This window comes from bacterium (assembly GCA_014360495.1).
Lineage (GTDB): Bacteria > Armatimonadota > JACIXR01 > JACIXR01 > JACIXR01 > JACIXR01.
This window is the reverse complement of sequence record JACIXR010000010.1, coordinates 76,849-99,491: the sequence shown is the minus strand read 5'-3', so window position 1 is coordinate 99,491 and position 22,643 is coordinate 76,849. Positions and strand designations below refer to the sequence as shown.

General features: G+C 45.5%; 23 protein-coding genes. 4 read left to right on the top strand and 19 right to left on the bottom strand.

Annotated features, from left to right (window positions below; all coding sequences use genetic code 11):
• From H5T88_09245 to ftsE, 7 genes are all read right to left on the bottom strand, one after another.
• A partial coding sequence (locus tag H5T88_09245; protein MBC7330527.1) for a beta-galactosidase occupies positions 1-860 on the bottom strand: 860 nt, incomplete at its 3' end.
• Positions 857-1,771 carry a hypothetical protein gene (locus H5T88_09240; protein MBC7330526.1) on the bottom strand — a complete coding sequence of 305 codons (915 nt, stop codon included), beginning with the start codon at positions 1,769-1,771 and terminating at the stop codon, positions 857-859. The genes H5T88_09245 and H5T88_09240, both read right to left, overlap by 4 nt.
• Before the next feature lie 112 nt (positions 1,772-1,883).
• Positions 1,884-2,828 carry a divergent polysaccharide deacetylase family protein gene (locus H5T88_09235; protein MBC7330525.1) on the bottom strand — a complete coding sequence of 315 codons (945 nt, stop codon included), beginning with the start codon at positions 2,826-2,828 and terminating at the stop codon, positions 1,884-1,886.
• The gene (locus tag H5T88_09230; protein MBC7330524.1) at positions 2,825-4,312 is read right to left on the bottom strand and encodes a PDZ domain-containing protein; all 1,488 of its coding nucleotides are present in this window, start codon (positions 4,310-4,312) and stop codon (positions 2,825-2,827) included. The genes H5T88_09235 and H5T88_09230 overlap by 4 nt, the downstream gene beginning before the upstream one ends.
• 18 nt (positions 4,313-4,330) lie before the next feature.
• On the bottom strand, positions 4,331-5,458 hold the full coding sequence (locus H5T88_09225; protein ID MBC7330523.1) for a peptidoglycan DD-metalloendopeptidase family protein: 1,128 nt from the start codon (positions 5,456-5,458) through the stop codon (positions 4,331-4,333).
• A complete protein-coding gene (locus H5T88_09220) occupies positions 5,451-6,386 on the bottom strand; it encodes an ABC transporter permease (protein ID MBC7330522.1) in 936 nt (311 codons plus the stop codon). Before H5T88_09220 ends, H5T88_09225 begins: the two co-directional genes overlap by 8 nt.
• A complete protein-coding gene (ftsE, locus tag H5T88_09215; protein MBC7330521.1) occupies positions 6,328-7,020 on the bottom strand; it encodes a cell division ATP-binding protein FtsE in 693 nt (230 codons plus the stop codon). Before ftsE ends, H5T88_09220 begins: the two co-directional genes overlap by 59 nt.
• Before the next feature lie 236 nt (positions 7,021-7,256).
• Between ftsE and H5T88_09210 the strand changes: the two genes are divergently transcribed.
• Positions 7,257-8,555 (top strand): hypothetical protein, encoded by a 1,299-nt coding sequence (locus tag H5T88_09210; GenBank protein MBC7330520.1) that lies wholly within the window; start codon positions 7,257-7,259, stop codon positions 8,553-8,555.
• Between the two features lie 72 nt (positions 8,556-8,627).
• On the opposite strand, the gene H5T88_09205 is transcribed toward H5T88_09210, so the two are convergent.
• The 8 genes from H5T88_09205 to H5T88_09170 all read right to left on the bottom strand — a co-directional run bounded on the left by H5T88_09205 (position 8,628) and on the right by H5T88_09170 (position 15,602).
• Entirely contained in the window at positions 8,628-9,308 is a 681-nt protein-coding gene (locus H5T88_09205; protein ID MBC7330519.1) for a diacylglycerol kinase family protein, read from the bottom strand.
• Entirely contained in the window at positions 9,292-9,714 is a 423-nt protein-coding gene (gene ybeY, locus H5T88_09200) for an rRNA maturation RNase YbeY (GenBank protein MBC7330518.1), read from the bottom strand. Before ybeY ends, H5T88_09205 begins: the two co-directional genes overlap by 17 nt.
• Positions 9,635-11,773 (bottom strand): HDIG domain-containing protein, encoded by a 2,139-nt coding sequence (locus H5T88_09195; protein MBC7330517.1) that lies wholly within the window; start codon positions 11,771-11,773, stop codon positions 9,635-9,637. Before H5T88_09195 ends, ybeY begins: the two co-directional genes overlap by 80 nt.
• Positions 11,774-11,782: 9 nt before the next feature.
• Positions 11,783-11,944, bottom strand: coding sequence for a 30S ribosomal protein S21 (gene rpsU / locus H5T88_09190; protein ID MBC7330516.1), 162 nt, complete (start codon positions 11,942-11,944; stop codon positions 11,783-11,785).
• A gap of 61 nt (positions 11,945-12,005) precedes the next feature.
• Positions 12,006-12,449: a hypothetical protein gene (locus H5T88_09185; GenBank protein ID MBC7330515.1), complete on the bottom strand. Its 444-nt coding sequence runs from the start codon at positions 12,447-12,449 to the stop codon at positions 12,006-12,008.
• 107 nt (positions 12,450-12,556) lie between these two features.
• Positions 12,557-12,745: a hypothetical protein gene (locus H5T88_09180; protein MBC7330514.1), complete on the bottom strand. Its 189-nt coding sequence runs from the start codon at positions 12,743-12,745 to the stop codon at positions 12,557-12,559.
• A 181-nt stretch (positions 12,746-12,926) separates the two neighbouring features.
• Positions 12,927-14,336 (bottom strand): hypothetical protein, encoded by a 1,410-nt coding sequence (locus tag H5T88_09175; protein MBC7330513.1) that lies wholly within the window; start codon positions 14,334-14,336, stop codon positions 12,927-12,929.
• A gap of 15 nt (positions 14,337-14,351) precedes the next feature.
• Positions 14,352-15,602 (bottom strand): ADP-ribosylglycohydrolase family protein, encoded by a 1,251-nt coding sequence (locus tag H5T88_09170; GenBank protein ID MBC7330512.1) that lies wholly within the window; start codon positions 15,600-15,602, stop codon positions 14,352-14,354.
• A gap of 165 nt (positions 15,603-15,767) precedes the next feature.
• Here H5T88_09170 and H5T88_09165 point away from each other — a divergent pair, with 165 nt between their 5' ends.
• The 3 genes from H5T88_09165 to H5T88_09155 are packed head-to-tail and all read left to right on the top strand — an operon-like array spanning position 15,768 to position 17,303.
• Positions 15,768-16,406 (top strand): peroxiredoxin, encoded by a 639-nt coding sequence (locus tag H5T88_09165; protein MBC7330511.1) that lies wholly within the window; start codon positions 15,768-15,770, stop codon positions 16,404-16,406.
• A 27-nt stretch (positions 16,407-16,433) separates the two neighbouring features.
• The gene (locus tag H5T88_09160; protein MBC7330510.1) at positions 16,434-16,925 is read left to right on the top strand and encodes a ferritin; all 492 of its coding nucleotides are present in this window, start codon (positions 16,434-16,436) and stop codon (positions 16,923-16,925) included.
• 3 nt (positions 16,926-16,928) lie between these two features.
• Positions 16,929-17,303, top strand: coding sequence for a desulfoferrodoxin (locus H5T88_09155; GenBank protein MBC7330509.1), 375 nt, complete (start codon positions 16,929-16,931; stop codon positions 17,301-17,303).
• A 61-nt stretch (positions 17,304-17,364) separates the two neighbouring features.
• Here H5T88_09155 and H5T88_09150 read toward each other — a convergent pair whose 3' ends face one another.
• The 4 genes from H5T88_09150 to H5T88_09135 all read right to left on the bottom strand — a co-directional run bounded on the left by H5T88_09150 (position 17,365) and on the right by H5T88_09135 (position 22,634).
• The gene (locus H5T88_09150; protein MBC7330508.1) at positions 17,365-18,555 is read right to left on the bottom strand and encodes a hypothetical protein; all 1,191 of its coding nucleotides are present in this window, start codon (positions 18,553-18,555) and stop codon (positions 17,365-17,367) included.
• A gap of 221 nt (positions 18,556-18,776) precedes the next feature.
• Entirely contained in the window at positions 18,777-20,015 is a 1,239-nt protein-coding gene (locus H5T88_09145) for a hypothetical protein (GenBank protein ID MBC7330507.1), read from the bottom strand.
• Between the two features lie 85 nt (positions 20,016-20,100).
• Positions 20,101-21,210, bottom strand: a complete 1,110-nt coding sequence (locus H5T88_09140) for an anaerobic sulfatase maturase (GenBank protein ID MBC7330506.1) — start codon at positions 21,208-21,210, stop codon at positions 20,101-20,103.
• Positions 21,207-22,634, bottom strand: coding sequence for a sulfatase-like hydrolase/transferase (locus tag H5T88_09135; protein ID MBC7330505.1), 1,428 nt, complete (start codon positions 22,632-22,634; stop codon positions 21,207-21,209). The genes H5T88_09140 and H5T88_09135 overlap by 4 nt, the downstream gene beginning before the upstream one ends.
• Positions 22,635-22,643 lie beyond the last annotated feature (9 nt).

Below are 22,643 nucleotides of genomic sequence, written 5' to 3'. Positions count from 1 at the left end.
AAATCCTCCAAAGCGGAAGCCATAGCTATGTTTTGAAATTCGTGGAAGTCTATCAACTTCCTTTCCTTCCCCGGGTCTCGGAAGAAGCCATAGGTGGCGTTCATCCTCTCCTCGGGAGATGGTAGAGATACGCTATCAAATGTTAGGGAGGGCTCATTCCAAGCCTTTCTAAGGTTCTCCTCGCTCTTGTATTTCTCCTTAAGCCATTGGCGAAAGGCTTCCTCAAAAGCGGGCTCATAGCAGTTCAATTTCCCTTCCCAGGAATCGTAATAGAACCATTCACCGGTGTTCTGACCACAAGGCATATATCCTATGATGTGGTCGCCGTACTTCTCCTCAAGATGCTTGACTAACTTCTTCAAAGCCTCTGCTGTATCCCTTTTCCATTCAGGTGAGGCGACGCTTATCCCTTCCTGCCCTCCAATAACCGCAATATCCTTGACATCCACCCATCTCCCGTTCTCCAATTTTTTGAATACCATTATCGCATCGGGATGCTCTTTCTTCCACCAATCGGGAACACCTACGCCGATGCGCGGGATAATTAGGGCATTAGGGTTGCGTGCGAGGATTTTATCTATCTTCTCATCCACCCAGTGATAGTCACGCTCCTCGCCAGGGCGAGTTATCCATGTACTGATGCAACAATAAGCGACGAGGTCAAAGCCCTGCTTTTTCGCTAACTCAATCGTGTGAAATGTCCTCTCGTTTTCCCCGCAAGCGTTGTAGATGAGGGGAGAGAAGGGAATATGATTGAGAAAGAGAATCGGCGTTCCCTTAAGGGAACGGACGGAGGCTGTAAAGGAGAAGGCTAATGGCAAAAAGCTTACCAGCATAATAGCGAAAACAAATCTGTTCATTTTCTCACCTTTCCTTTCTTTAAGCATTCCTCAAACTTTCCATTCAAGTAGAGGGATTTAAGCTTTTCCCTCTCTGAAGCGGATAGGGAGGGAGAACGCCATATCTCCCTTGCCTTTATTATGCTCTTAACCATCTCCTCATCATAGTTGGGCACGACATGCTTGAAATATGATGACAAATCCTCGGGAGCACACATTTGGAGATAGGCAACGACATAGTTCGTTCGCAATTTAGAAGGATTTTCCCCTATTTTATCCCAATTTATCCCATCCTCAATTGCCATTTTAAAGGCTCTCCTGAAAAGAGACCAACCATATTGGTCCTTCAGTTTAAGAAACATCAGGCAAAGAGGGTCTTGTATAATCTGCTTGGAATGATGTATGGCGACTTCTGGAATGAGCGCATATTCTATCTGGACTGCTGTCACAAGGGGAAAAGGACTGCGATGGTTAGCCCACCAATCAACAGGCCAGCCACCGCTTACTATTTGACCAGTGAAGAGATTGACCATCTCGTGGGTTATCAAAACATATCCCCAATAGCCCTTTATTCCGTTCGCGACATTGAAGAAGGCGTCATAGGAAACGCCTATGCCTGGAGAAATTTCGCCGGTTGCGGAATGAACCTCTCCTATATCCCCGGTGGCGAAGCCACCGCCAGTCTGAGGCCAGACGAAGAGAACATACTTATCCTTAGAGGGTTTCAATCCCCATGCTTGGCTCAAATACTCAAAAGCCTTATCGGCGTAATCGTAAAAGGACTCTATATCTTGCTTGTATTTCTCAAACTGGTCTTGGCGAGCAAACCAAACCCAATGCTTGCCAACATAAATCTGGACGATTTCCTCTCCCCTTGCATAAAGGGGAAAAAGAAGCAATTCAAAGAGGACTGCAATGAAAACACTCCTCATAAGCCTTCCTCCTTTTTACTTTGTTAATATTTTAAGCAATGAATCTGTGTCTTTTAAGTGGATTTATGCTTTTTAATAAATCAACGAGATTCGGTTGATTGAAGATTCGCTTTTACAACAAGTCGCTCAAAGGAACTACTTCTATTTTCTCTTCCTCCAAATAGGGAATTGCCAGCTTCAACCCTTCAAGTGTGGTCTTCTTCAGATGCCCTATGCCTATTGCCTTCTTCTTCCTCTTCCCCACCGCCACCAGCTTCTTCACCTGTTCAAAAACATAATTAGCGTCATCAATATTATCCAAGAATACATCCCGCTTCAAACAGGGAATCCCTCGCGCTCTCGCTGATTCACAAGCCACTGATTTGGGCGAAGTCAAACTGTCAAGGAAAAAGAGATTGTATTTGGCAATTGTTGACATAACAGCATCCATAACCCTCCTATCCTGGGTCGCTAAAGAACCCATGTGATTTGACATCCCAACCGCTGCGGGAACGCTTCTCAATGCCTTCCCAATCCTTTTCTCAATCTCCTCAGATGAAAGGTCAAGGGTGATAAATGAAGAATCCATAGGGAAATTCCTCTCCGGCTGCATAGGCATATGAAGGATTACTTCCCTTCCCGCTTGGAAGGCAAGTTGGGCGGATTTTTTTGAGTACGGGAGGTTGGGTAGAATGGAAATAGTAAGGGGAATCTCCAATTGTAGAAATTCTTGAAGAAGGGGAATATCATAGCCAACATCGTCTATAACGATTGCTATTCTATAGGTTGAAGAGGGCAAGGGATGGGATGGAATAAAGGTCGGGGCTTTCCCCTCGGGTTGTGAAGAAAGTGATTGAGGCAACTGCGGTGGAAAGTTCAGAGGACGACGTGGTGAGCGATTCAGGGAAGGGGAACGCTGTGTGATATGCTGAGAGGGTTTCCTTGCTTGAGAGGGCGATGATAAAAAAGCCCTTTGCAAAACATAAACAGCGAAAACGAAGACAACGAAAATTATAAAGAAAAAGAATCCCTTTAAAATCTTATTAGATGGCGGTTTTCTCTTTTTTCTTCTTTTCATTTACCACCTCCCCTAAGGACCTCAACCGCCTTCTCAAGCTCCAAATCTATCTCCTCTTTAGGAACGGATTTGCTGAACAGCTTCCCATTTTTCAAACATTTAAGAACGACGGTTTTGCGAGTTTCATCAAAGAGAAGATTCGTTATATTAACGAGGGGATTCGCGCTGACGATTTTGTTCTCTATTTGGGTGATTAAATCGCCCACCTGGAAGCCGGCTTTCAAGAGCGGAGACTTGGGAGAGAGATAGAGGATGCGGAGGTGCTTTTTCTCCCAGCGAAGTATGGCGCCATTCCAGGAAAATTCATATTTGCTCTCGTCGGGACCGAAGACTATATCGGGATGAATGCCCTCTTTATTTATGTCCTTGCCGGAGGGAGTGAGATACTTGGCTGTTGTGAGGGAAATTGCAGAGCCATCACCAAGGGGAATGACCGTTTGGACGAGACCCTTCCCAAATGTCCTCCTCCCAAGGATTTTCCCTCTCTCGTGGTCCTTAATCGCGCCCGCCAATATCTCAGATGCGCTAGCACTTCCCTCGTTAACCAAAACCAAGAGGGGATAATTCCCCTCTACATAAAGCGATTTCTCCGGGCTTACAGGCGTCCTCTTCCCGCCCCTTTCCTGTATTATCACAACGGGGCTATCCTTTATAAAGACGCTAGAAGTCTTCACAGCTTCCTCAAACAATCCACCCGGGTTGTTCCGCAAATCCAATATAATCCCTTTAGCTCCCTGCTTCAATGACTTCAACACTGCATCCCTAAGCCTCTCACCGGCGTGCTCACTGAAGGATTGCAGTTTTATGTAGCCGTAGCCCTCGGGAAGGAACTTGCTTTCCACGGGCTCCACCTTTATCAATTCCCGCTGGATGGTGAAGTTTAGGCGCTCCTTAACACCCCTTCTTTCAATCGTCAGCTTCACGGATGTCCCCTTCTTCCCCCTTATCCGAGAAGCTACCTCATCAAGTGATAATCCTTTAACATCCTTATCATCAACTGCAACTATATAATCTCCCGCCTTCAAACCCGCCTTCTCAGCGGGACTTCCCGGCAAGGGAGCGATGATAGTGACTCTATCCTCCCATTTTCCATTAACCTCTATCCTGCGAAGACCGAGCTGGGCACCTATACCATAGAACTCCCCACTGCTTTCCTCTTCCAACATTTTCGTTTGAGAGGGGTCAAGAAATCGGCTATAGGGGTCATTGAGGGAACCGAGCATCCCCCTTATTGCCCCGTAAATCAATTTCTGGTCATCGGTTATCTTCTCCACATAGTTATCTTTGATGAGTTTTAGGACCTTCCATAGCGTCTCAATGGGCTGAAGGCTAACGCCGAAACCAGCTGAAGGCTCCTGTGCTATGAATATCGGACCCGCTCTCAGGGAACCCCTAAGGACGAAACCAGCAAGGAAGGAAGAGAAAAGCAAGAGAATTAAAATTGAAGCAAATAGACCGTAAATAATCCTTTTGTTGTTATTCATAAATCTTCACCTCTTTCTCTAAAGATATCCAAGTGGGTCAACCGGTTTCCCGTTCTTTCTAACCTCAAAATGGAGATGGGGTCCAGTTGATAGCCCCGTGCTTCCCACAGCTGCTATTACTTCACCTTGGGAAACACTCTGTCCTTTTTTAACATATATAGCTGAACAATGAGCATACAAAGTTGAAATTCCTCCTCCATGGTCTATTATAACCACATTTCCATAGCCTCCCCACCAACCGGCGAAAACAACCTCCCCTCCTGCAGCTGCCTTTATGGGCGTTCCAGAGTGAGCGGATATATCTATTCCAGTGTGCATCTTTTTAATATGATAAATGGGGTGCGTTCTCATCCCAAAACCAGAGGTTATAGACCCTCTAACGGGATATATGAAACCTCCCTTCCAGGGACGAGCAAGGCGCCTTTGCCCCTCAGGCGTCTTCTCCAATGCCAAAAGCATTTGCTCTATCTCCCTTGAGTTCCTCTCAAGTTCCTCTAACGCCTTCTCATATTCTATCCTCTTGCTCTCTATATCCTTTAATATTGAGCTTCTCTTTGCTTTTTCAATCTCAATCTGCCTCTTGTTCTCCTCCTGCTGTTGTTTTAAGAGAATGGCTTTCTGTTTTTCTCTCTCAAGTTCTGCTTTCTTCTGTTCCAGAATAGCCTTTTCTCTTTTTATCTCATCAAAGAGAGCCTTGTCCTCCTCCAATACCTGTTTCATATAATAGGAACGAGAGAGCACGGTGAAAGCATCGGTAACCCCCAAGAACACGGCGAGGAAACCACCCCTTCCTCCCTGTTTATAATATTCAACGAGCCTCTGCTCCAGCTTCTGCTGATGTTTATATAGTTGTATCTGTTTCTTTCGGATATCCTGGCTTAGATAGCTTATGTTCTTTTCTAGCTGCTGGATTTTCGCCTCGCTTTTTCTCAACTCGTTTTGCGCCCTATTGAGCCTTCTACTCGTCTCTATCAACTTCTGATAAGCATATTTCTCTTCTTTCTTAGCCTTGCTCAATTTGCTCTTTACATTAAATATCTTTTTGTTTATCTCTGCGAGTTTAGCCTTTAGGGCAGAAAGAACATTTGGAGAAGCAAACGGGACTGAGAGCAAGATAAGCAAGGAAAAGACGAGCTTTCTATTCAAATTCCTCCCTCCTACTGCTCAGGAAATAGCGAGCGGAGAAGAGACTGCTTCCCATCCCTATCACGACCCCCAAAAAGAGGATTCCCAAAAGGAGGGGAATTAGAAGGCTTTGATAGGGGAGGAGAAGAAGAAAAGAAAGGGGAAAATGGTTATAGAGATAGGCATAAGCCAAAGAAAGAAGGAGGAATGCAAGCAATCCCCCCAATATGCCATAAGTGGTCCCCTCTACGACGAAGGGACCCATGATGAATAGGTCTGTTGCACCGACCATCTGCATAATCCTTATCTCCTGGCGTCGGGCGTAAATCGCCAAACGAACAGCATTTCCAATTATAAGGAAAGAAGCAATGAAAAGGAAGATTCCTATAATCAATCCCGTCCATTTAATTGTATTGTTGAGGGTGTGAAGCCTCTCCGCTATCTCCCTCCCCTCCCTTACCTCATCAACAATAGGCTCTCTCCTCAGCGCGTCCGCTATGCTGATGATGTATTGAGGTCCTTCAGCTTTAATCCTCAAGGAATGAGGAAGGGGGTTGGGAAGGTCCGTGAGGTTTATCTCCCTTTCCAAATCCTTCTGCAGCTTCTTCCATGCCTCCTCTTTGGTGACAAGCTTGACTTCCTTCACCCCTTCCCAATTCCTCACTTCCTCAGCGAGCTTTTCCGCACCCTGAAGGCTCACATCCCTTTTGAGGAAGACGGCTACTTCCAGTTTTCCGGGAAGATTTTGAGAAGCATATTCCAGATTTACCATTGCCAAGCTAATAACTCCCACCACGAGAAGAGTGATGGCAACGGTGCTTATAGATGCCAAGCTTATTACCGCATTGCGGGTTATATTCTTTAACCCCTCTTCTATTAAGAATTCCAAGCTACTCAGATGCATGGTGCTCGTAAACCCCTCTTTCTCTATCGCTGACGATTCTTCCATTTTCAAGAGTTATGACCCTTTTTCTCATCCTATCAACTATGAATTTATCGTGAGTGGCGACGAGAACAGTTGTTCCCATCAGGTTGATGCGAGCGAGGAGGTTGACGATATCAAGGGAGGTGTCGGGGTCAAGGTTTCCCGTTGGCTCATCGGCTACTAAGATGAGAGGATTGTTAACGATGGCTCTCGCAATGGCGACTCTCTGCTGCTCGCCTGCGGAGAGCTGGGCGGGATAGGCTTCCGCTTTATCCGTTAGCCCCACGATATCAAGAACTTCGGGCAGTTTCCTCCAGACATCCCTCCTGCTCATTCCAATGGCGCGGAGGGCGAAAGCGATGTTCTCCCAAACTGTTCTTGAAGGAATGAGACGGAAATCTTGGAAAACGATTCCCAATCTGCGTCTGAGGAGGGGGATTTCCTTTTTAGCGAGGCGAGAGATATCCCTTCCGGCGACAATTACTTTCCCTTCGGTGGGGTATTCAGCGCAATAGATGAGTTTAAGGAGGGTGGATTTGCCGGTTCCTGTGGGACCGACGAGAAAAACAAACTCTCCTTTTTCAATTCTCAAATTAATGTTGTGAAGAGCTTTCACTCCGTTGGGGTATACGAAGGAGACATTAAGCATCTGTATCATACTTTTTTCATTATATCAAAAATTAAGGATAAAGCCAAAGGTGATTTATTGGGAAAAGGAAGTCCAAATAAACAGGGCGAAGAGGCACCGGATTAGCTATTTTGATATAATTTAGTAGGTGAGGTTAGATGAAGCTATATAATGTTAGGGCTTTTTGTCAGATTGTGAAAAAGTCCCCATCCACTCTATTAAAACGGATTCGAGAGGGTAGGGTACCGGCTTTCAAGTGGGGAGGAATGTGGTATATTGCCTTTTCCGATGATGAGGCAAAGGATATAGCAGAACGCTATGGCATCAGCTGGGAGGATATGGAAAGAACTTCATCTAACTTGAGGGGTTTTGGAAAGAAGGGGCTGAAAGAGTTGAAGCAATTGTTAGAAACAAAAGATTTGGCGGTTAGCCAAGCAGCGAGGGAAGAGATGTTGTTGGAATTACCACAAGTTGAATTGGAATTAGCACAAATTGAAGAGTTGAGGAAGAGGGAAGAGATTGCCAAAAAGCTCTCAACCCCTTTCTCCTTTCCACTTCTAGGGAGTGAAAGGTTTCTTGCTTATGAGAAGGACAAGAGGGGAGTGCCTCGAGATAGGTTGCTCTTTGCCGGAATCGCTGATATAGCCAATTTCAATTGGTGTGCCTGGAAGTCTATTTTGAAAAACAAAGAGATGGAAAAGGAATTCTTTAGAATTTATGTAGAGGATACCTTAGAGTACGCGTTGAAACTGGATTATATCTCAGTGGAAGATTTAGAGCAGTTGGGAAAAGAACTGAACAAAGCATATCGCAGAGAGCAATTGTTTTTTGAACTGGGCAAGAAGATATTGGATGTTGTGGATAGTGTCAGTCTTTCCTTGGAGGATATGGAGAAATTATTAAGCGAAAAGACAGAACAACGGATGAAGTATGCGGGCACAGTCGTGATGACCGACGTGGTAACCATAAGAGATCCTGAGACAGGGGAATTGGTGGATATTCCGGGTCAGGAGGTAGTTAATCCATTAACTGGAGAAAGGGAAATATTGATTAACCCTTTTGTTATACCTCAATCTGAGATTGAAAAAATTAAGGAATTTGTTGAGAAGGCGGGTAAGAGGGTTGGTAGGTTGGAAGATTATCCGCTTGTGGAAGGGGAATGGGCGGATTGGGCAAGAGAAGAGATTACCGGGGAGATTTATCCTACTATAAGGTGGAATTTCAAGTGGCATGATTATGTAATAATCGGATTACCGGATGGCATCACTAAAGACTTTATATATGAATACAAGCGAACCAGCCTCTCTAAATATTCACTTGTAGTTGCTTTCACTCAAGCTGACCTTTATGGATATTTCTTTAAGCGGAAGAGGAAAAGAATACAAGTTTATGTTAAACAGCGTAATTATTTGAAGACCTATGAAGAACCAGTAGACGAAGAGAGAGCTTTGGAGGTTCTCACGAAATTTGAGAAGGTTGAGAAGGGTGAAATGCCTCCTCGCAAGCCAGTGGAATGGAAATGTGGAAAATGTGAATATAGGGCATCTTGTCCTTACTCCGTTTAACTTCGGGGAAGCTTTTTAAGAAAGGCTTTAGCGGTTAAAATGTGCTGTCAAGATATCCTTTGTTTTTCTCCTCTATAATACCACAAAGATGAATAATGCAAGTAAGACGCCTAAAAGGGCGCCGAGGAAAGATTCTTTTAGATTGTGGGAGTTTCGCGATTGGTAAAGGAAAACCAAGAAAGCGAGGAAAAGCATCCCAAGCAGGAAGGGTAAACTCTTCATGAAGAAGAAAGTGGATAAAGCCAAATAGAACGCTAAAGCGCTCCTTTCCTCAACTATTCCTTTCACTGCCCTCCCCCTATTCCCCCATACCTTCAAAGCCCCCAAAATTATGAAAAGTATTATCAATCCTCCCACAAGCCTCACCAACTTATTCTCCGAAGGCGCCAAGGGCGCCGCTGGACGGAAAACTCTATGAAGAAATATCAAGCCCACAACCCCGCTCATTGTTATCAAGCTCGCAAGCACCGCTCCCGCCGCTATATCCTTCGCCAACCTCACCGAGGGATTATAATGGGGAGAAAGATGGTCAACTATCACCTCAAAAGCGGTATTTATCAGCTCGGCGATAATGGGCAAGCCAAGGGCAAGAAAAAGGATTATCCATTCTATATAGGAAATTCGCAGGAATAGAAAGAGAAGAATGACTAAGATGATGATTATCATTAAATAAAACATATGGCTTTGCTTGAAAATAGCCTGCAAAAGCCCCCTATATGCGTTCTTAAATGAATCTCTAAGCCTCTTTTTCATCTTCAAGCCTCCTCAGCACCTCCTCCTGCAACCTCACCATCTCCCTCCAGCCTTCTTCCGTTTCATCATCATAGCCGAGAAGATGCAGAACTCCATGAATTATGAGAATTGAAAGCTCCCTTTCAAAGCTATGTCCCCTTTCCTCCGCCTGCCTCCTACAAGTATCAAGGGAAATCACTACCTCCCCCCATAAGTCCTTATCCTCATAGGGAAAGGAAAGAACATCGGTGGGTGCATCTATCCCCCTATAGCGCCGATTTAGCTCCCTCACAAGAGCATCATCAGCCAAAACGATGTTTATGCTCTTATCCCCTGCCCCTACGAACTCAATTGTTTTCTTCGCTACTCTTTTCAGCGACCGCTTCTTTAATGCTATTTTGTTTAGCGCGATTATTCTGACCGCCAACTTTCGTTTCCTCCTCCATCGGGTATTCCAGACGCTTATGGATTAGCGCTCTCAATATGGAAAGGAAGGCGCTCTTTATCCTCCTCAAATCCTTGAAGCTGATATCCGCTTCATCCAACTGACCGTCAGCCAATTTCTGCTTTATTATCCTATCCACCAGAGCCTCAACATTCTCTGGCGTCTTATCGGGAAGGGAACGCACAGCCGCCTCAACCGAGTCCGCAAGCATAACTATCGCCGCCTCCTTGCTCTGCGGCTTCGGTCCATCATAACGATACTTGACCTCCTCCACATCCTCCGGTCTCTCCCCCAAAGCACGATGATAGAAATAGCTAACAAGAGATGTCCCATGATGCTGAGCGATTATCTCTATCACTTTGGGAGGAAGCTTCGCCTCTTTAGCCATCTCCACTCCATCCCTCACATGGGAGATTATCACCAAACTGCTTAAGGAGGGAGTGAGGCTCTCGTGTATGTTCTCTCCTAACTGGTTCTCTATGAAGTAAAGGGGACGCTTTGCCTTTCCTATATCGTGATATAGCGCGCTCACTCTGCAAAGGAGGGCATCAGCTCCAATCGCTTTAGCAGCAGCCTCCGCCAGATTGGCGGTTATGATGCTGTGCTGATAGGAACCTGGAGCATTTAGGAGGAGCTCCCTAAGGATGGGCGCTTCAGGGTTGGCTAATTCCAACAACCGAAAATGAGTGGTTATCCCAAACAGCCTCTCCAGAATGGATACGCCTAACCAAGCAATTACTATTCCCAGAATCGCGCTAATCGTCCCCCAAAATAGAGCGAAGGGAAGCCCTTCCCTTCCACCCCAATTTACGAGAAGGAAGAAAGAAAGAATGACAGTTACAGCTAAGGCAAGGGAGGATTTCAAAATGTCAATTCTTTCCCTCAAACGAAGCGTTGAGACAATCCCCACTCCACCCGCGAGAACTCCCATCGCACCAATCTGCATCTCCCCGCCAGCTGAAAGGCTCATTAGAAGGCAGAGAAAGGGAAGGACTATTGTCGCGGCTTCCCCTCCTAAAAGGGAGGCAATAGAGATGGACACTGCAGCGGAAACAATCGCTGGAGTGAATTGGAAGGATATCCCCAACTTGAAGCCCCAAAAGCCTAAAAATAAGAGAAGCCAAAGAAGGGATTGAAGTCTCAAATCATCGTATATTTCTTTCTTATAATGATAAAGGTAAAGAAGAATTATTGAATATGAAAGAAGGACTGCGAAAAAAAGGGTTACGACATCCTTAAGTGGTGGAAGGCGACCAACGAGCCCCAAAGCCAAGAGCTTGTTGTATATTTCAGGTGTTATCTTCTCGCCTTTACGCACAAGCAATTCGCCGAACATTATCCTCTCATAGACTGGCTTCACGGAACTCCTCGCCTTTTCCCTCAGCTTCTCCGTCGCTTGCCTATCAACTACAAGATTCGCCCGCACCGCTTTGGAGACAAGCTCGGCAATCGCTGATGCTTCCTTTGCGTTAGGAAAAGCGCGCTTTACCAAAGCGATTGCTTTTTCCCTCGCCATCTTCAAGTCCGCTTCGTTATCCCTTATGTTTCCCTGCATGACGAGACGAAGTATCTGGATAGCCTTATCCTCAAGTTGGAAGAGATCCTCCTTTGATTGTAGGAGGGTGGTGAGGGATTGAATAGACAATGAGATGGGGAGGGAAGAACGAAGGGATTGGAGATGTTCGGCTGTTAGAGAAGTCCCTGTCCTTGCTTCCCTGATGAGACGAAAACAATCACGAAGGGCATCCTCCGCCTCCGTGTTGGCAAAGCTGACCGCCACATATTGGAGGGGAACCCTATTCTCCGCTTCCCTTCTCAAAGCCTCCGTTTTTTCCTCATCAATATATTGAACGGTGCGAAAAGCCCTTATATCAAAGGGGGCAGGTTTCCCTATGTGGAGGGAGAAGGAACGAAAAGAAAGAGGAAGGGAAAGAAGGGCAGAAGTAACGATGGTGGCAATCACGAAGGGAAGGAAATGCTTTCTAATCCTTCCCTTCGTACCTTTTTCCCTCGCTTTTTTCTGACGCTTAAAGAACCGCATTAGGGGAGATTATCTTTGTCTTTTACTTTGCCTCCTCTTCCTCTCGCTTGGCTTGAGGTAGTGTTCGTGGCGTTTTGCTTCTCTCAAAACACCAGAACGCTGCAGCTTTTTCCTGAATCGGCGGAGGGCGTTATCTATTGACTCTCCCGCTCTGACTTCTATCTTCGCCATACAATCCTCCTTTCACAGAGATTATAAGGATGAAGGGAGATTAAGTCAAATACGGGGCGGGCTAACGATAGGGATAGATTTGGGGGAGAATCTTCACGAGATAATAGGCGCCCACGAGGCGCGGAATGGTGAATAGAATTTTCAAAGACAAACTGGATGAATCCACCCAGGAGAAATGGAGGGATATAGCGAGCATAAGGGAACCAAAGGAAAGGATATAGAAGAGGAGGACGAGCCAAAAACCTCGCCAATATCTTTCTTTCCTGTAATGGTCAAGCATCTCATAGAAGACGAGGGCTGAGCCGAGAAGAAAAACAAGGGCAAGCCATTCAAGGTCCAATATCTGATAGACATCAGCAAAGGGGAATAGGGCAAGAGCAAGGAGGCGCAACCCAAGCCTTACCTGCTGGAGGATAGACGGCTTCTCAATCTTTTGCTCGGCAATCTTTTGCGGGGAAATCCTCGGTGGCTTCGCTGGTGTGCCCCTTTTCTTCTTTCTCTTCATAATTGACTATTTAAATATTTTAGAAGCAAAAAGTCAAACGATTGTTTAACTCCACAACATTTGAGACTCCTTGGGAGACTTCCCATAAAGAAACCTTTGCATTCGGTCTAATATTTTCTTCTTTGTCCTTTAGCTGTTTTGTATATTTTATTCACTCTTCTTATCCCAGTTTCTTTTTCTTTGGTTTTTAGGTCTTCTTGAGAAAGGTCGGCGCTCAGGGTTATAACTGAGTCTTTGTACATCTTTCTCCATCCGTAGCTTGTGCTTCTTGAAACGCCCAAAGCTTCCTTTGCCAATTCTAACCCTATATTCCAATATCTTTTTTAAATTATTCAAACGATTGTTGGGTTCAAAAAATAGATGCTATCTTCTCCGTCATTGATAGTGAGGAAGCTTATCACTTAAAACCAATACCCCTCTCTGCGAGCCTTATAGTTAAAATTCTCGGAAGCACTCTATTTTTTCTGCACATTATATCTATAAAGGCTTCATACCTTTGGGCGTAATTAGAACATATGAACTTGATGACTCGTTTACTTTTATCATGGGCTCTTCATCCCAAGCCTGCACGATATTTCCTCTGAATTCTCCTTCCTTACAATCTATACTTTGCCCTCCATACAGCAAGATTCTGTTATTGTTAACCACCACTTTCCCCCTACCCAAAACCAAGCAGGAAGGCTTGGATGTGGGCTCGGGAATCAGATTTATCTCACAACCTTGTAGGCTCGGTCTCTCCTTGCTCCCGTCAAGGTATATAAGGGGCTCGCCGTTTTGATAGAGGGTCGCTTTGAAATGACATCCAACTAAATTTGATACATCCGTATAGAGAAATCGCTTGAAACCCTCAATATGTCCAGTATAGGTCAGATTTATCGCCCAGAAGTTCATAACTTTTATAGCATAGGGAAAACCGCCATCGCCAGAACGGGTTAGATAGGCATTTAGGACTTCAATTGTATCCCCATTGTCAATCGTAATCGCTGGTCCCAAGAATGCGTGAAGCGTTGACGCGCCATCCACAGTGCATTCGGACATTGATACATAACCTTCTTCCCTCTTTGTATAGGGAGAGTCTATCTTGAAAATGTTATAGCCAGTGAAAACGAGTGGGTTGTCAGCCATCAAGTAGATGTTCCGCGCTCGCCAAAGCTCGCTTGCATTATTATAAATTGCCACCGTTCCATTCCCGTTATTCGCCTTTCCATTGGAAGTGAGTTTTATACAGACATTCTCAATATTGTTGAATTCAACGAACCCCACTTCCTTAGTTCGGGAAAAGAGAATGCCCACTGTTGATGGATTTTTCTCACCTGCCACTATGGCGAGATTTGAGATATTTATGTAGCGAGAGCCGGAGACATCAATCGCTATACCTCCCGTATCGCCGACCAAAATTGAACCATCCTCGCTTTGCCCCTGCCCTATAAGATTCAAACCGTGTGCCCTATTGGTTATGTTTAACGGCTTTGTGAAGCGATAACGCCCCTTTAAAAGAAAGACCGTCTGCGAAAGGGAGTCTATTGCGGATTGAATAGGGATATAATCGTCATCTATTCCGTTTCCCTTTGCTCCCCACCATTGAGGATAAACCTCCTTAACACTCTGGGGAGAGAATGTAATCTCTCCGGGCGAAAAATTCTTGAAGATTTGCTTTACCGGCGCGGTAAAAGGAGCCTCAATCCTCAGTCTATACTTGCCACCTTGGACTATATATCCATCTTTCTCAATAAAAACCGACTTTTGAACGCTCAAATCTTTGTCCAAAAGAACGGGCTTTGAAATAATCAGCGTTTCTACGGGAGATATAAGAAGAGTTGAGAGCCTCAAGAAATCAGCAAGGGAAAGACCGGAAATGAAAAAGAAGAAAGAGGTTAACCATTTCATATAACTTCGCTTTTCTCACTCCTTTGAAATTATTTCCTTCATTTCCTCTTTTGTAAATCTTTCGCCCCTTATCGGTCTGGGATTCCAGGATTGTTCCAACCTGCTTGGTGTGGGAGATTTTATGGGGATGAGGAAATATTCCTCCCCTGTTTTATCTTTGATTATTTTCCCTCCTGTTCGCAAAACGACTTCCCTTGCGAGTTTCTCGCATACCGCTATCAGTTTATCAAAATCGTAATCTGAGCCAGCAAACTTCTGTTTCCTATCCAGAGCTCGCTTATATTTTTCGGGTATTTTTGAAAACCCAATCGTTGTAAATAATACTCCTCCCGCTGTGGAAGGATTGCAGTCCGAATCCTGCCCACACTGCATGGCTATCTTTATCGTCCTCTCAATATCTCCTCCACCATAGAGGAGACCGATAACCACATAAGCACCGTTTATCTTCGCATCTATATTGAATTTGGAGGACGGACCGCTACAGGAGAAACGCCTGTAAGCAGGGTTATCTTGATATTTCTCCTTCACCTTCAACCAGGTTTTCCTCCAATCGTTGGGATTCTCCTTGAACCATTTGAGCACATCGCTTATGCACTCATAATATTGGCTTCCCTTGGGAATGCAGCGAAGTCCCGTCTCCACTATCTTCACCATATCCTTCTCAAAGAAAGCAGCGGAATACATCCCTCCAACGAATTGACCCGCGTATACGCCATCCCCGTAGTTCATCAATCTCCCGAATATCTCCCCCATTCTCACGGGCACATTGGGAAGCCCAGGTGCTATAAGTCCGGAATAATCGGCTTCTATTTGATAATCAATATCGTCGGCGTGAGGATTGAAAGCAGGATGACCGGAATCGGGAGGAGCGATTCCCATGCGAAGATTGCTCCTACCTTGTTGATTTGCGTGGGCTAATCCGAAAGTCGTGTTTGCAAAAGCTATTCCCGCTTGTCTTGGTTTGATATCCAAGCCATATTTCTCAAGGGCAGAAAGGAACACCATCTCGACATAAAGGTCGTCTTGATAGAATTGATTGACCATAGAGGGTTCCCATTTAGGAACCGCTTCATCGGGAATAATCTCATCGCAGTAACGAAACTCCGTGGGCGCTCCCCAGCCCACACCCACCATCTGCCCGAGCCATCCACCCGCCATCTTATCAACATATTCCCTTAGAGATAGCTTTAAGAACCCTTTAAGGGACTGGCTGGGTGAAATCAAAGAGAAGAAAAGGGAAGCAATTAAAATCGTTCTCCTAATCATAATCAAATTATCTCGTTACAGGTTAAATTGTGCAAGGGAATTTTTGGGGGGAGTAAATTGAAAATTTCAAGGAAATAAATTCTCTTTGCAATTATTGAATTAGTTAGACATAATTTTTAATGGAGGTGATTTTATATGTCTAACCAGGCTTGTTGTTGTGAAGAGGTGAAGGGGATGCCCTTGATTGGAGAAAGGTTTCCCCAAATGGAGGTAAAGACGACGCACGGAACGCTACAGCTACCTGATGCCTACGAGGGTAAATGGTTCATACTCTTCAGCCATCCCGCGGACTTCACACCCGTGTGCACGACTGAGTTCGTCGCTTTCCAGAAGCGCTATGATGAGTTCAGGAAACTGAACTGCGAGTTGATAGGTCTAAGCATAGACCAGGTTTTCTCCCACATAAAGTGGGTGGAATGGATTAAGGAGAAACTCGGACTGGAGATAGAGTTCCCAGTCATCGCCGACGACACTGGAAAGGTTGCCAATAAGCTCGGGCTCATCCATCCAGCCAAGGGAACGAATACGGTACGAGCTGTCTTCATCGTCGACCCCAAGGGTGTCATAAGAGCTATGTTGTATTATCCCCAGGAATTGGGAAGAAACATGGATGAGATTTTGCGAATGGTGAAAGGGCTGCAAACAGCTGATGCTAATGGAGTAGCTATGCCGGCAAACTGGCCGAACAACGAGCTTATAGGCGATGAAGTGATTATTCCTCCCGCCAACACGGTTAAGGATGCGGAGGAAAGACCCAAGAAGTACACTTGCTTTGACTGGTGGTTCTGCCACCGAAAGCTATAAAATTTTTGAGAAAGGAGGGATTAAAGCATGGGCACGAAAGGGAAAAAGATTGTTGGCGAGGGCGTTGAGCAGATTATAGAGAAGCTCAATAAAGCCCTTGCGGATGAATGGTTAGCCTACTACCAGTATTGGGTAGGGGCGAAGGTCGTTAAGGGAATTTTGAGGGGACCTGTGAGCGCCGAGCTAAGCGAACACGCTGGAGAGGAGCTCGCTCACGCCGAGAAGCTCGCCGAGCGGATAATCCAGCTCGGGGGCGTTCCCCTTCTCTCCCCCGAGGAATGGCTCAAGATGACGAACTGTGGATACGCCGCCCCCGAAGACCCAAGCGTCTCCGCTGTCCTTGAGCAGAACATAAAGGGGGAGCAGTGTGCAATTGAGATTTACAATAACCTCCTCAAAGAGCTAAAGGACAAGGACCCTGTCACCTATCATCTCGTGCTTGAGATATTGGAGGACGAGATAGAGCACGAGGAGGATTTGGAGAACCTCAAAGAGGATTTGGAAAAGAAAGGAGGATAGGAAATGACGAAAAAGGGAGAGATTTACAAGTGTAATATATGTGGCAACATCGTTGAGGTGTTGCATCCCGGGGCAGGGCAGTTGGTGTGCTGTGGGCAACCGATGGAGTTGCTCGTTGAGAAAACCGAAGATGTAGGTATGGAGAAGCATGTGCCCGTTATTGAGAAGACGGAGGGCGGGATATTGGTGAAGGTGGGTTCTGTTCCCCATCCGATGGAGGAGAAGCATTACATTGAGTGGATAGAGGTGTGGGTGGATGGTGAGGTTTACAGGAAATATTTGAATCCTGGAGATAAGCCCGAGGCTGAATTTTGCGTGAAAGGGGAGAAGATAGAGGCTAGGGAACACTGTAATATCCACGGTTTGTGGAAGGCGTAATAAAAAGGGGGCGTCTCGCTTAAGCGAGACGCCCCCTCAAAAATTCCCTTTAAAAAGTTCCTTATTTTATTACTACCTCAACATTCCCCGATACTAAATTCGTCCCCTTCAATAGATATGTGCAATTCCATATGGGCTTCTCTTTTCCCTGCATCACGCTATAACCAGAAGGAACAACTGTTATAACCTCCTTCACAACCCCTATCTTATCCGCATACCAAACATCCGCGCTTATAGTCGCCCTCGCGGGAACTTCCTCATTAGCGGATTTCTTCACCACAACCGCAACAGGCGTTGATTTATAGCTAACCTTCACGCAATTGAACGAACCTATGGGGGTGTCAATCGTTTCTTCTCCCACATAATTTGCGTTCCATATCAGCCCGAAAGCCTTGCCCATAATCCAGCTTTGAGGAAGTGAGAGGTCGAGGAGGAGAAGAGGTGGAACGAATCTCTTTATCTCGCAGTCGTATTGGCAATCGGGGCAATCGTTCTTTAACCCCCAAAGAAGGAGATTTTCACTTGTTCCACCGCTGAGATAGGCTGTTATAGAGGGAGATTTGGGAAGTCCCGTTGACGGAGGCACACTCCCGAGGGAGCCAGGAGCTGGGTTTATGGTGTCAAGTTTGAAGCTCATCTGAAGAGCGTATACCGGAGTGGGGAAGAGGTTTTCCTCATAGGAAACAACCTTCCAAACTGCTGTTCCTTTAGCCTCAAAGGGATAAGGAACATAATCAGGCAGTCCTTCCCTTGCCTCCTTGGAAAGCTTCCCCAGTGTATTGGTTATAGAGACATCGTAATTCCATTCGTTCCCAACATTTAACGGGAAGAAGGCTCCCTTTATCTCACCCAGCTCAACTGTTGCAGTTGTAGTTGTATTGGCGGAAACGGTAACAGAAGTTGCGCCCACGGCGAGGGGTTCATCGTTTGCATCGTATGCGGTTACGATGATTGTCTTGTCGCCAGCTGGTACTGTAATAGTGATGCTCACTTGAACCTCACCAGCTGGACGCTCAACCTCCTGCTCTATTGGTTTTTCTAACCCCACACCGCTTATCTTAACGACTACATAGGCGGTATTTTCCGGGATTGTGCGGGTAGGCCATTGAATTGTTAATCTCAAATCGCCGCTTCCCGTTGGGGTTGAGCTTGTTGAGGTGGAGTTAACCAATGAACCTCCACAGCCAGCAAGAATGAGGAGGCTGGCAACGAGCAAACCTGTTACAATGCTCTCAAGAGTTTTCAATCTCATATTATCACTCTCCTTTCTAAATAATTAGACGAGATAAAATTTAAAAAGTTCCAGTTTAATCAAGAAGCATTATACAAAATTCGCAGATTTAAGCAATCACTCCTAATTTGTAAGAGATATGCATTTCCCCGAGAGGTGCGATTTGTCATATTGTGGAAGCCCGACCTTTCTTTTTAGTTCACAGTCAGCTCGCTTTCTGTTTCGCAGTTAATCCCTTTCTCTCACTCGGGGAAGAACTTCAACAACTCCTCCACAAACAGAAGATGCCCTCTATCATCGGGATGGTTTATTCCGTTGTATAAAAGCGTAACATAGGGAATGCCTTCTTTAGCGAGATGCTCCCATCTCTTGCTCGCATCTGCTAATCCCACTCCTTTCTCCTTCGCTATCTTCCGCAAAATCTCCACCGCCTTCCTCGTTTCCTTCGCGTTTTTAACCGAGCTCAACCCCATCATTGAGGGCATAGTGAAATGTGGAGTGAGAATTATCACCTCTCCTCCCTTCTCCCTTATCAAATCTATCGCTTTATAATAGTTATCACGCAAATTCTCCTCACTGAAGCCCATATCATTTACGAATTCAATAACAACAAGGTCAGGCTTAAATGCCAGAACTTCACTCTCTATGCGCGGTAATCTCTGATTCGTATTTGAGCCGCCTATTCCCGCATTCACCATCCTTATCTTCGCTTTAGGGAACCTTTCCTGCAGCATTTTCACGAACCGAGCGGGGAAGGCCTTATCTGGTGAACTTGCATCGCCGCCAGCAGTTACGCTATCTCCCCAAAAGACGATTGTCACTTCCTCTCCCCTCCTCAGCTTCCCAAGAGTTTTGGAGACGAAGCTAGCGTTGGCGAGCAGTTCCTCCCTCGTCGGTTGGGGATAGGAGGGACCGACGGGATAAACGAGCTCATCGCTTAATTCTTTTGTGTGATAGGGAAGATAAATGTGAAGTAGAGGATAGTAGCCCACATCTGGCTTGGGTGGGAGGGGGCAGGTCTTTTCTTCCCTCCCCTTCTTTAAGACAAGATTTCCATTTTCGTTGACCTCTACCAAATCAATTCTTTGTAGGCTATATTTATAGCTCACGAGGACGGATGCTCCCGGAGGTATCCTTCCCGTTGGAACCCTTCCAATTGCTCCCCAAGTGTGGTCAACGAGATAATCCCTCCCCTCTTCGTAAACAATAGAGTCATCAAGGGATTTGACGATAACTGAGTGGGGAACAAGACAACCTGGGAGTCCATGGTATAGAAGGTGTGTTTTAGTTCCCGTTAGCCTCGTTCCCGACCACCATCCCTCTGGCTTCTCATCGCCTATGCTTACAATCTCCTCTTTAATCTCAATTTGAGAGGGTGAGTCAATTGAGAATTCCCTTGGCTTAATCGCTATTCTCTTGCCCTCTACAACCACTTCTCCTCCTTCTATCTTTAGCTTCATATCCTGGCAGGAATACCGCAATTTTCTCACCTCCGATTCATAAGGAAAAGCAAATGAAAAAGAGAAAAGTATAAATAAAGAAAAAGAAATAACTCTGCCAATCATTCTAATAACCACTCTTCGTTCTTGAAGCGAGTTCCTTGAATCTCTTCTCGGAATAGGAGAAGAATTCCTTATAAGCTGAACAAAGATAATTATGCCCCACGATTTCCCCTTTGTAATTCACACGAAACCTCGGACAACCCTTATTGCAAATTAATCTCCACTTACATTTTGAACATTCCTCATAATCGCTTGTCTTCAATTTTTTGAACCTCTCAAAGACCTCGTTGTTGGAGATGATTTCCTCAAGCGGTTTCTCCATAATATTACCCAACCTCCATTCTTTAAAGACGAAGAAATCGCAAGGATAAACATCTCCGTTATATTCCACTACCACATAATCTCCGCACTCCTTCTTGTATTGGCAAAGCTCTGGCTCAAGCCCCATATAAATCATAAGGATGTTTTCAAAATCCCTTAGGGAAAAGAAAGGATTGCCTTTATTGAACCATTTATCAAATGTCTTTTTAAGGAACTTGGCGAATCCATCTGGATTCACGGAAAAAGGCGTTACCTCGTTAGTCTGATAATCCCTCTCCACGCAGGGGATGAATTGAAGATAAAAGAGCTCTTGGGAGAGGAAGAAATCAAGGAGTTCCCTTCCCTTGTCCTGATTCACATCGCTTATCACTGTTAGGATATTGAATTCCACATCATAAGCTTTCAAGATGTTTATAGCTTCCATAACCCTTTCAAAAGAACCTCTCCCCCTATAGAACTCGTGGACCTCCTTTGGTCCATCCAGGCTCACTCCCATGAGGAAATTGTATTCCTTAAAGAAACTCGCCCAGTCCTCATCTATGAGGAGTGCATTTGTTTGAAGGGCGTTGCCGATAATCTGTCCCGGTTTGCTGTATTTTATCTCTAATTTTATCACTTTTTCGTAGAAATCAAGCCCCGCAAGGGTTGGCTCGCCACCCTGCCAGGAGAAAATCGCCATCTGACCGCTCATTTTCAGATATTGGGATATCAAGCTCTCCAATACATCGTCGCTCATTATATGTGATTTATCGCCTTTATAAGGGTCTAAAGGGCGACGATAAAAACAATAGGTGCAGCGAGCATTGCAATCTGAGGAAACGGGTTTTATAAGGATTGAGGAGATTCTCTTCAGGGCTTTGTCCCCTCCTCAAGTTGAGCTCTCGTCCAGCTGTTCAGCATAATATCATTCACTTCCTCCATCCATTGAACAAGTCTTTTTCTCAATCTCGCAAGTTCTTCTTTATAAACCGGTTCCTGAGCTAAATTCCTCAGCTCACCGGGGTCTTCTTTGAGATTGTAAAGCTCATCCTCGCCTGAAGCATTCCAAACATACTTCCATTCCCTATCCCTCACCATCCTCTGAGTCCAAGAACCCAGCTGGGCTCCATGATAAATTGATAGAACATCATCTCTTCCCTTCTCCTCCCCTCTGGCAATCTTCATGAGGTCCTTCCCTATAAATGTGTCGGGGATGAGAAGCCCGGCAAGGCTCAGGAATGTCGTTGCGAGGTCAATCTCGTTTATGACGAATTCCTCACAGACCTTCCCTTTGGGCAAAAGGGGAGGATAGCGCATAATCAAGGGAACATGCACGACATCTTCGTACATAACAAAGTGCTTGTCCATCATCCCATGCCCTCCACACATATCCCCGTGGTCGGTCGTGTAGACGATGAGGGTATCGTCCTCTATCCCAAGCTCCCTTAGCTTCTCCATTATTCTGCCGATTTGATGGTCAAGCAAAGTGATAACCCCTAAATATCTGCTCACAATGGGCGCCCACTTATCCCATCCCCATCCTTCAACTTTCCAGGTTCTCCTCTGCTGGGACTGTATGAAGGGCTTTTTCTCAAGTGGGTCGGGGAAACTATTCCAAGGCTTGATTTTCTCGGGCGGATAGAGAGAATAATAGGGCTCTGGAACGACATTGGGAAGATGGGGCTCGACCGGGTCCCATCTTATGAAGAAAGGCTTTCCTGAAGAGTGATACCTCTCTATGAGCTCTATCATGCGGTCTGCTCCCCAGGCAAGCATTGTCTCCTCGGGTTTATTGATTACATCCTCTTCCCCGAACCACATATAAGGGAATTCCTTCTTCTTTATCAGATAACCGGCGAATAGGACAAACCCCTCCTTCTCCAATGGAAGCCCTTTTTCCTTTCTCCATTTCAGGTAATCGGAAAGAGGGATATAGTCCTGAAATCCGTAATCCTTGGGCGTTCCTGGGAGCTCGTCGTGATATTTACCCACATAGCCTAGGATATAGCCGTTTTCGCCCAGGATTTTGGAGAATGTGGGAAGATTGGGATTAGCTGGTCGGTAGATTTCCGTTCCCGGGATGCTGAGGCAAAGATGCTGAGTTGACCAGAGTCCCGTGAAGAGGCTTGCCCTCGCGGGAGTGCATATAGGGGCAGGAGTGAAAGCATTCGTGAAATTCACTCCTTCCCGTGCGAGCCTATCCAAATTTGGCGTTTGTAGTAAAGGATGTCCATTGATGCCAAGACAATCAAACCTATGTTGGTCAGAATGGATGAGTATGATGTTTGGTCTTCTCATCGCTCCGGA

Coding starts and splice junctions, on each gene's coding strand:
- H5T88_09240 (MBC7330526.1), bottom strand. CDS start 1,771: ATGAGGAGTGTTTTCATTGCAGTCCTCTTTGAATTGCTTCTTTTTCCC.
- H5T88_09235 (MBC7330525.1), bottom strand. CDS start 2,828: ATGAAAAGAAGAAAAAAGAGAAAACCGCCATCTAATAAGATTTTAAAG.
- H5T88_09230 (MBC7330524.1), bottom strand. CDS start 4,312: ATGAATAACAACAAAAGGATTATTTACGGTCTATTTGCTTCAATTTTA.
- H5T88_09220 (MBC7330522.1), bottom strand. CDS start 6,386: ATGGAAGAATCGTCAGCGATAGAGAAAGAGGGGTTTACGAGCACCATG.
- ftsE (MBC7330521.1), bottom strand. CDS start 7,020: ATGATACAGATGCTTAATGTCTCCTTCGTATACCCCAACGGAGTGAAA.
- H5T88_09210 (MBC7330520.1), top strand. CDS start 7,257: ATGTGGTATATTGCCTTTTCCGATGATGAGGCAAAGGATATAGCAGAA.
- H5T88_09205 (MBC7330519.1), bottom strand. CDS start 9,308: ATGAAAAAGAGGCTTAGAGATTCATTTAAGAACGCATATAGGGGGCTT.
- H5T88_09195 (MBC7330517.1), bottom strand. CDS start 11,773: ATGCGGTTCTTTAAGCGTCAGAAAAAAGCGAGGGAAAAAGGTACGAAG.
- rpsU (MBC7330516.1), bottom strand. CDS start 11,944: ATGGCGAAGATAGAAGTCAGAGCGGGAGAGTCAATAGATAACGCCCTC.
- H5T88_09185 (MBC7330515.1), bottom strand. CDS start 12,449: ATGAAGAGAAAGAAGAAAAGGGGCACACCAGCGAAGCCACCGAGGATT.
- H5T88_09175 (MBC7330513.1), bottom strand. CDS start 14,336: ATGAAATGGTTAACCTCTTTCTTCTTTTTCATTTCCGGTCTTTCCCTT.
- H5T88_09170 (MBC7330512.1), bottom strand. CDS start 15,602: ATGATTAGGAGAACGATTTTAATTGCTTCCCTTTTCTTCTCTTTGATT.
- H5T88_09160 (MBC7330510.1), top strand. CDS start 16,434: ATGGGCACGAAAGGGAAAAAGATTGTTGGCGAGGGCGTTGAGCAGATT.
- H5T88_09155 (MBC7330509.1), top strand. CDS start 16,929: ATGACGAAAAAGGGAGAGATTTACAAGTGTAATATATGTGGCAACATC.
- H5T88_09150 (MBC7330508.1), bottom strand. CDS start 18,555: ATGAGATTGAAAACTCTTGAGAGCATTGTAACAGGTTTGCTCGTTGCC.
- H5T88_09135 (MBC7330505.1), bottom strand. CDS start 22,634: ATGAGAAGACCAAACATCATACTCATCCATTCTGACCAACATAGGTTT.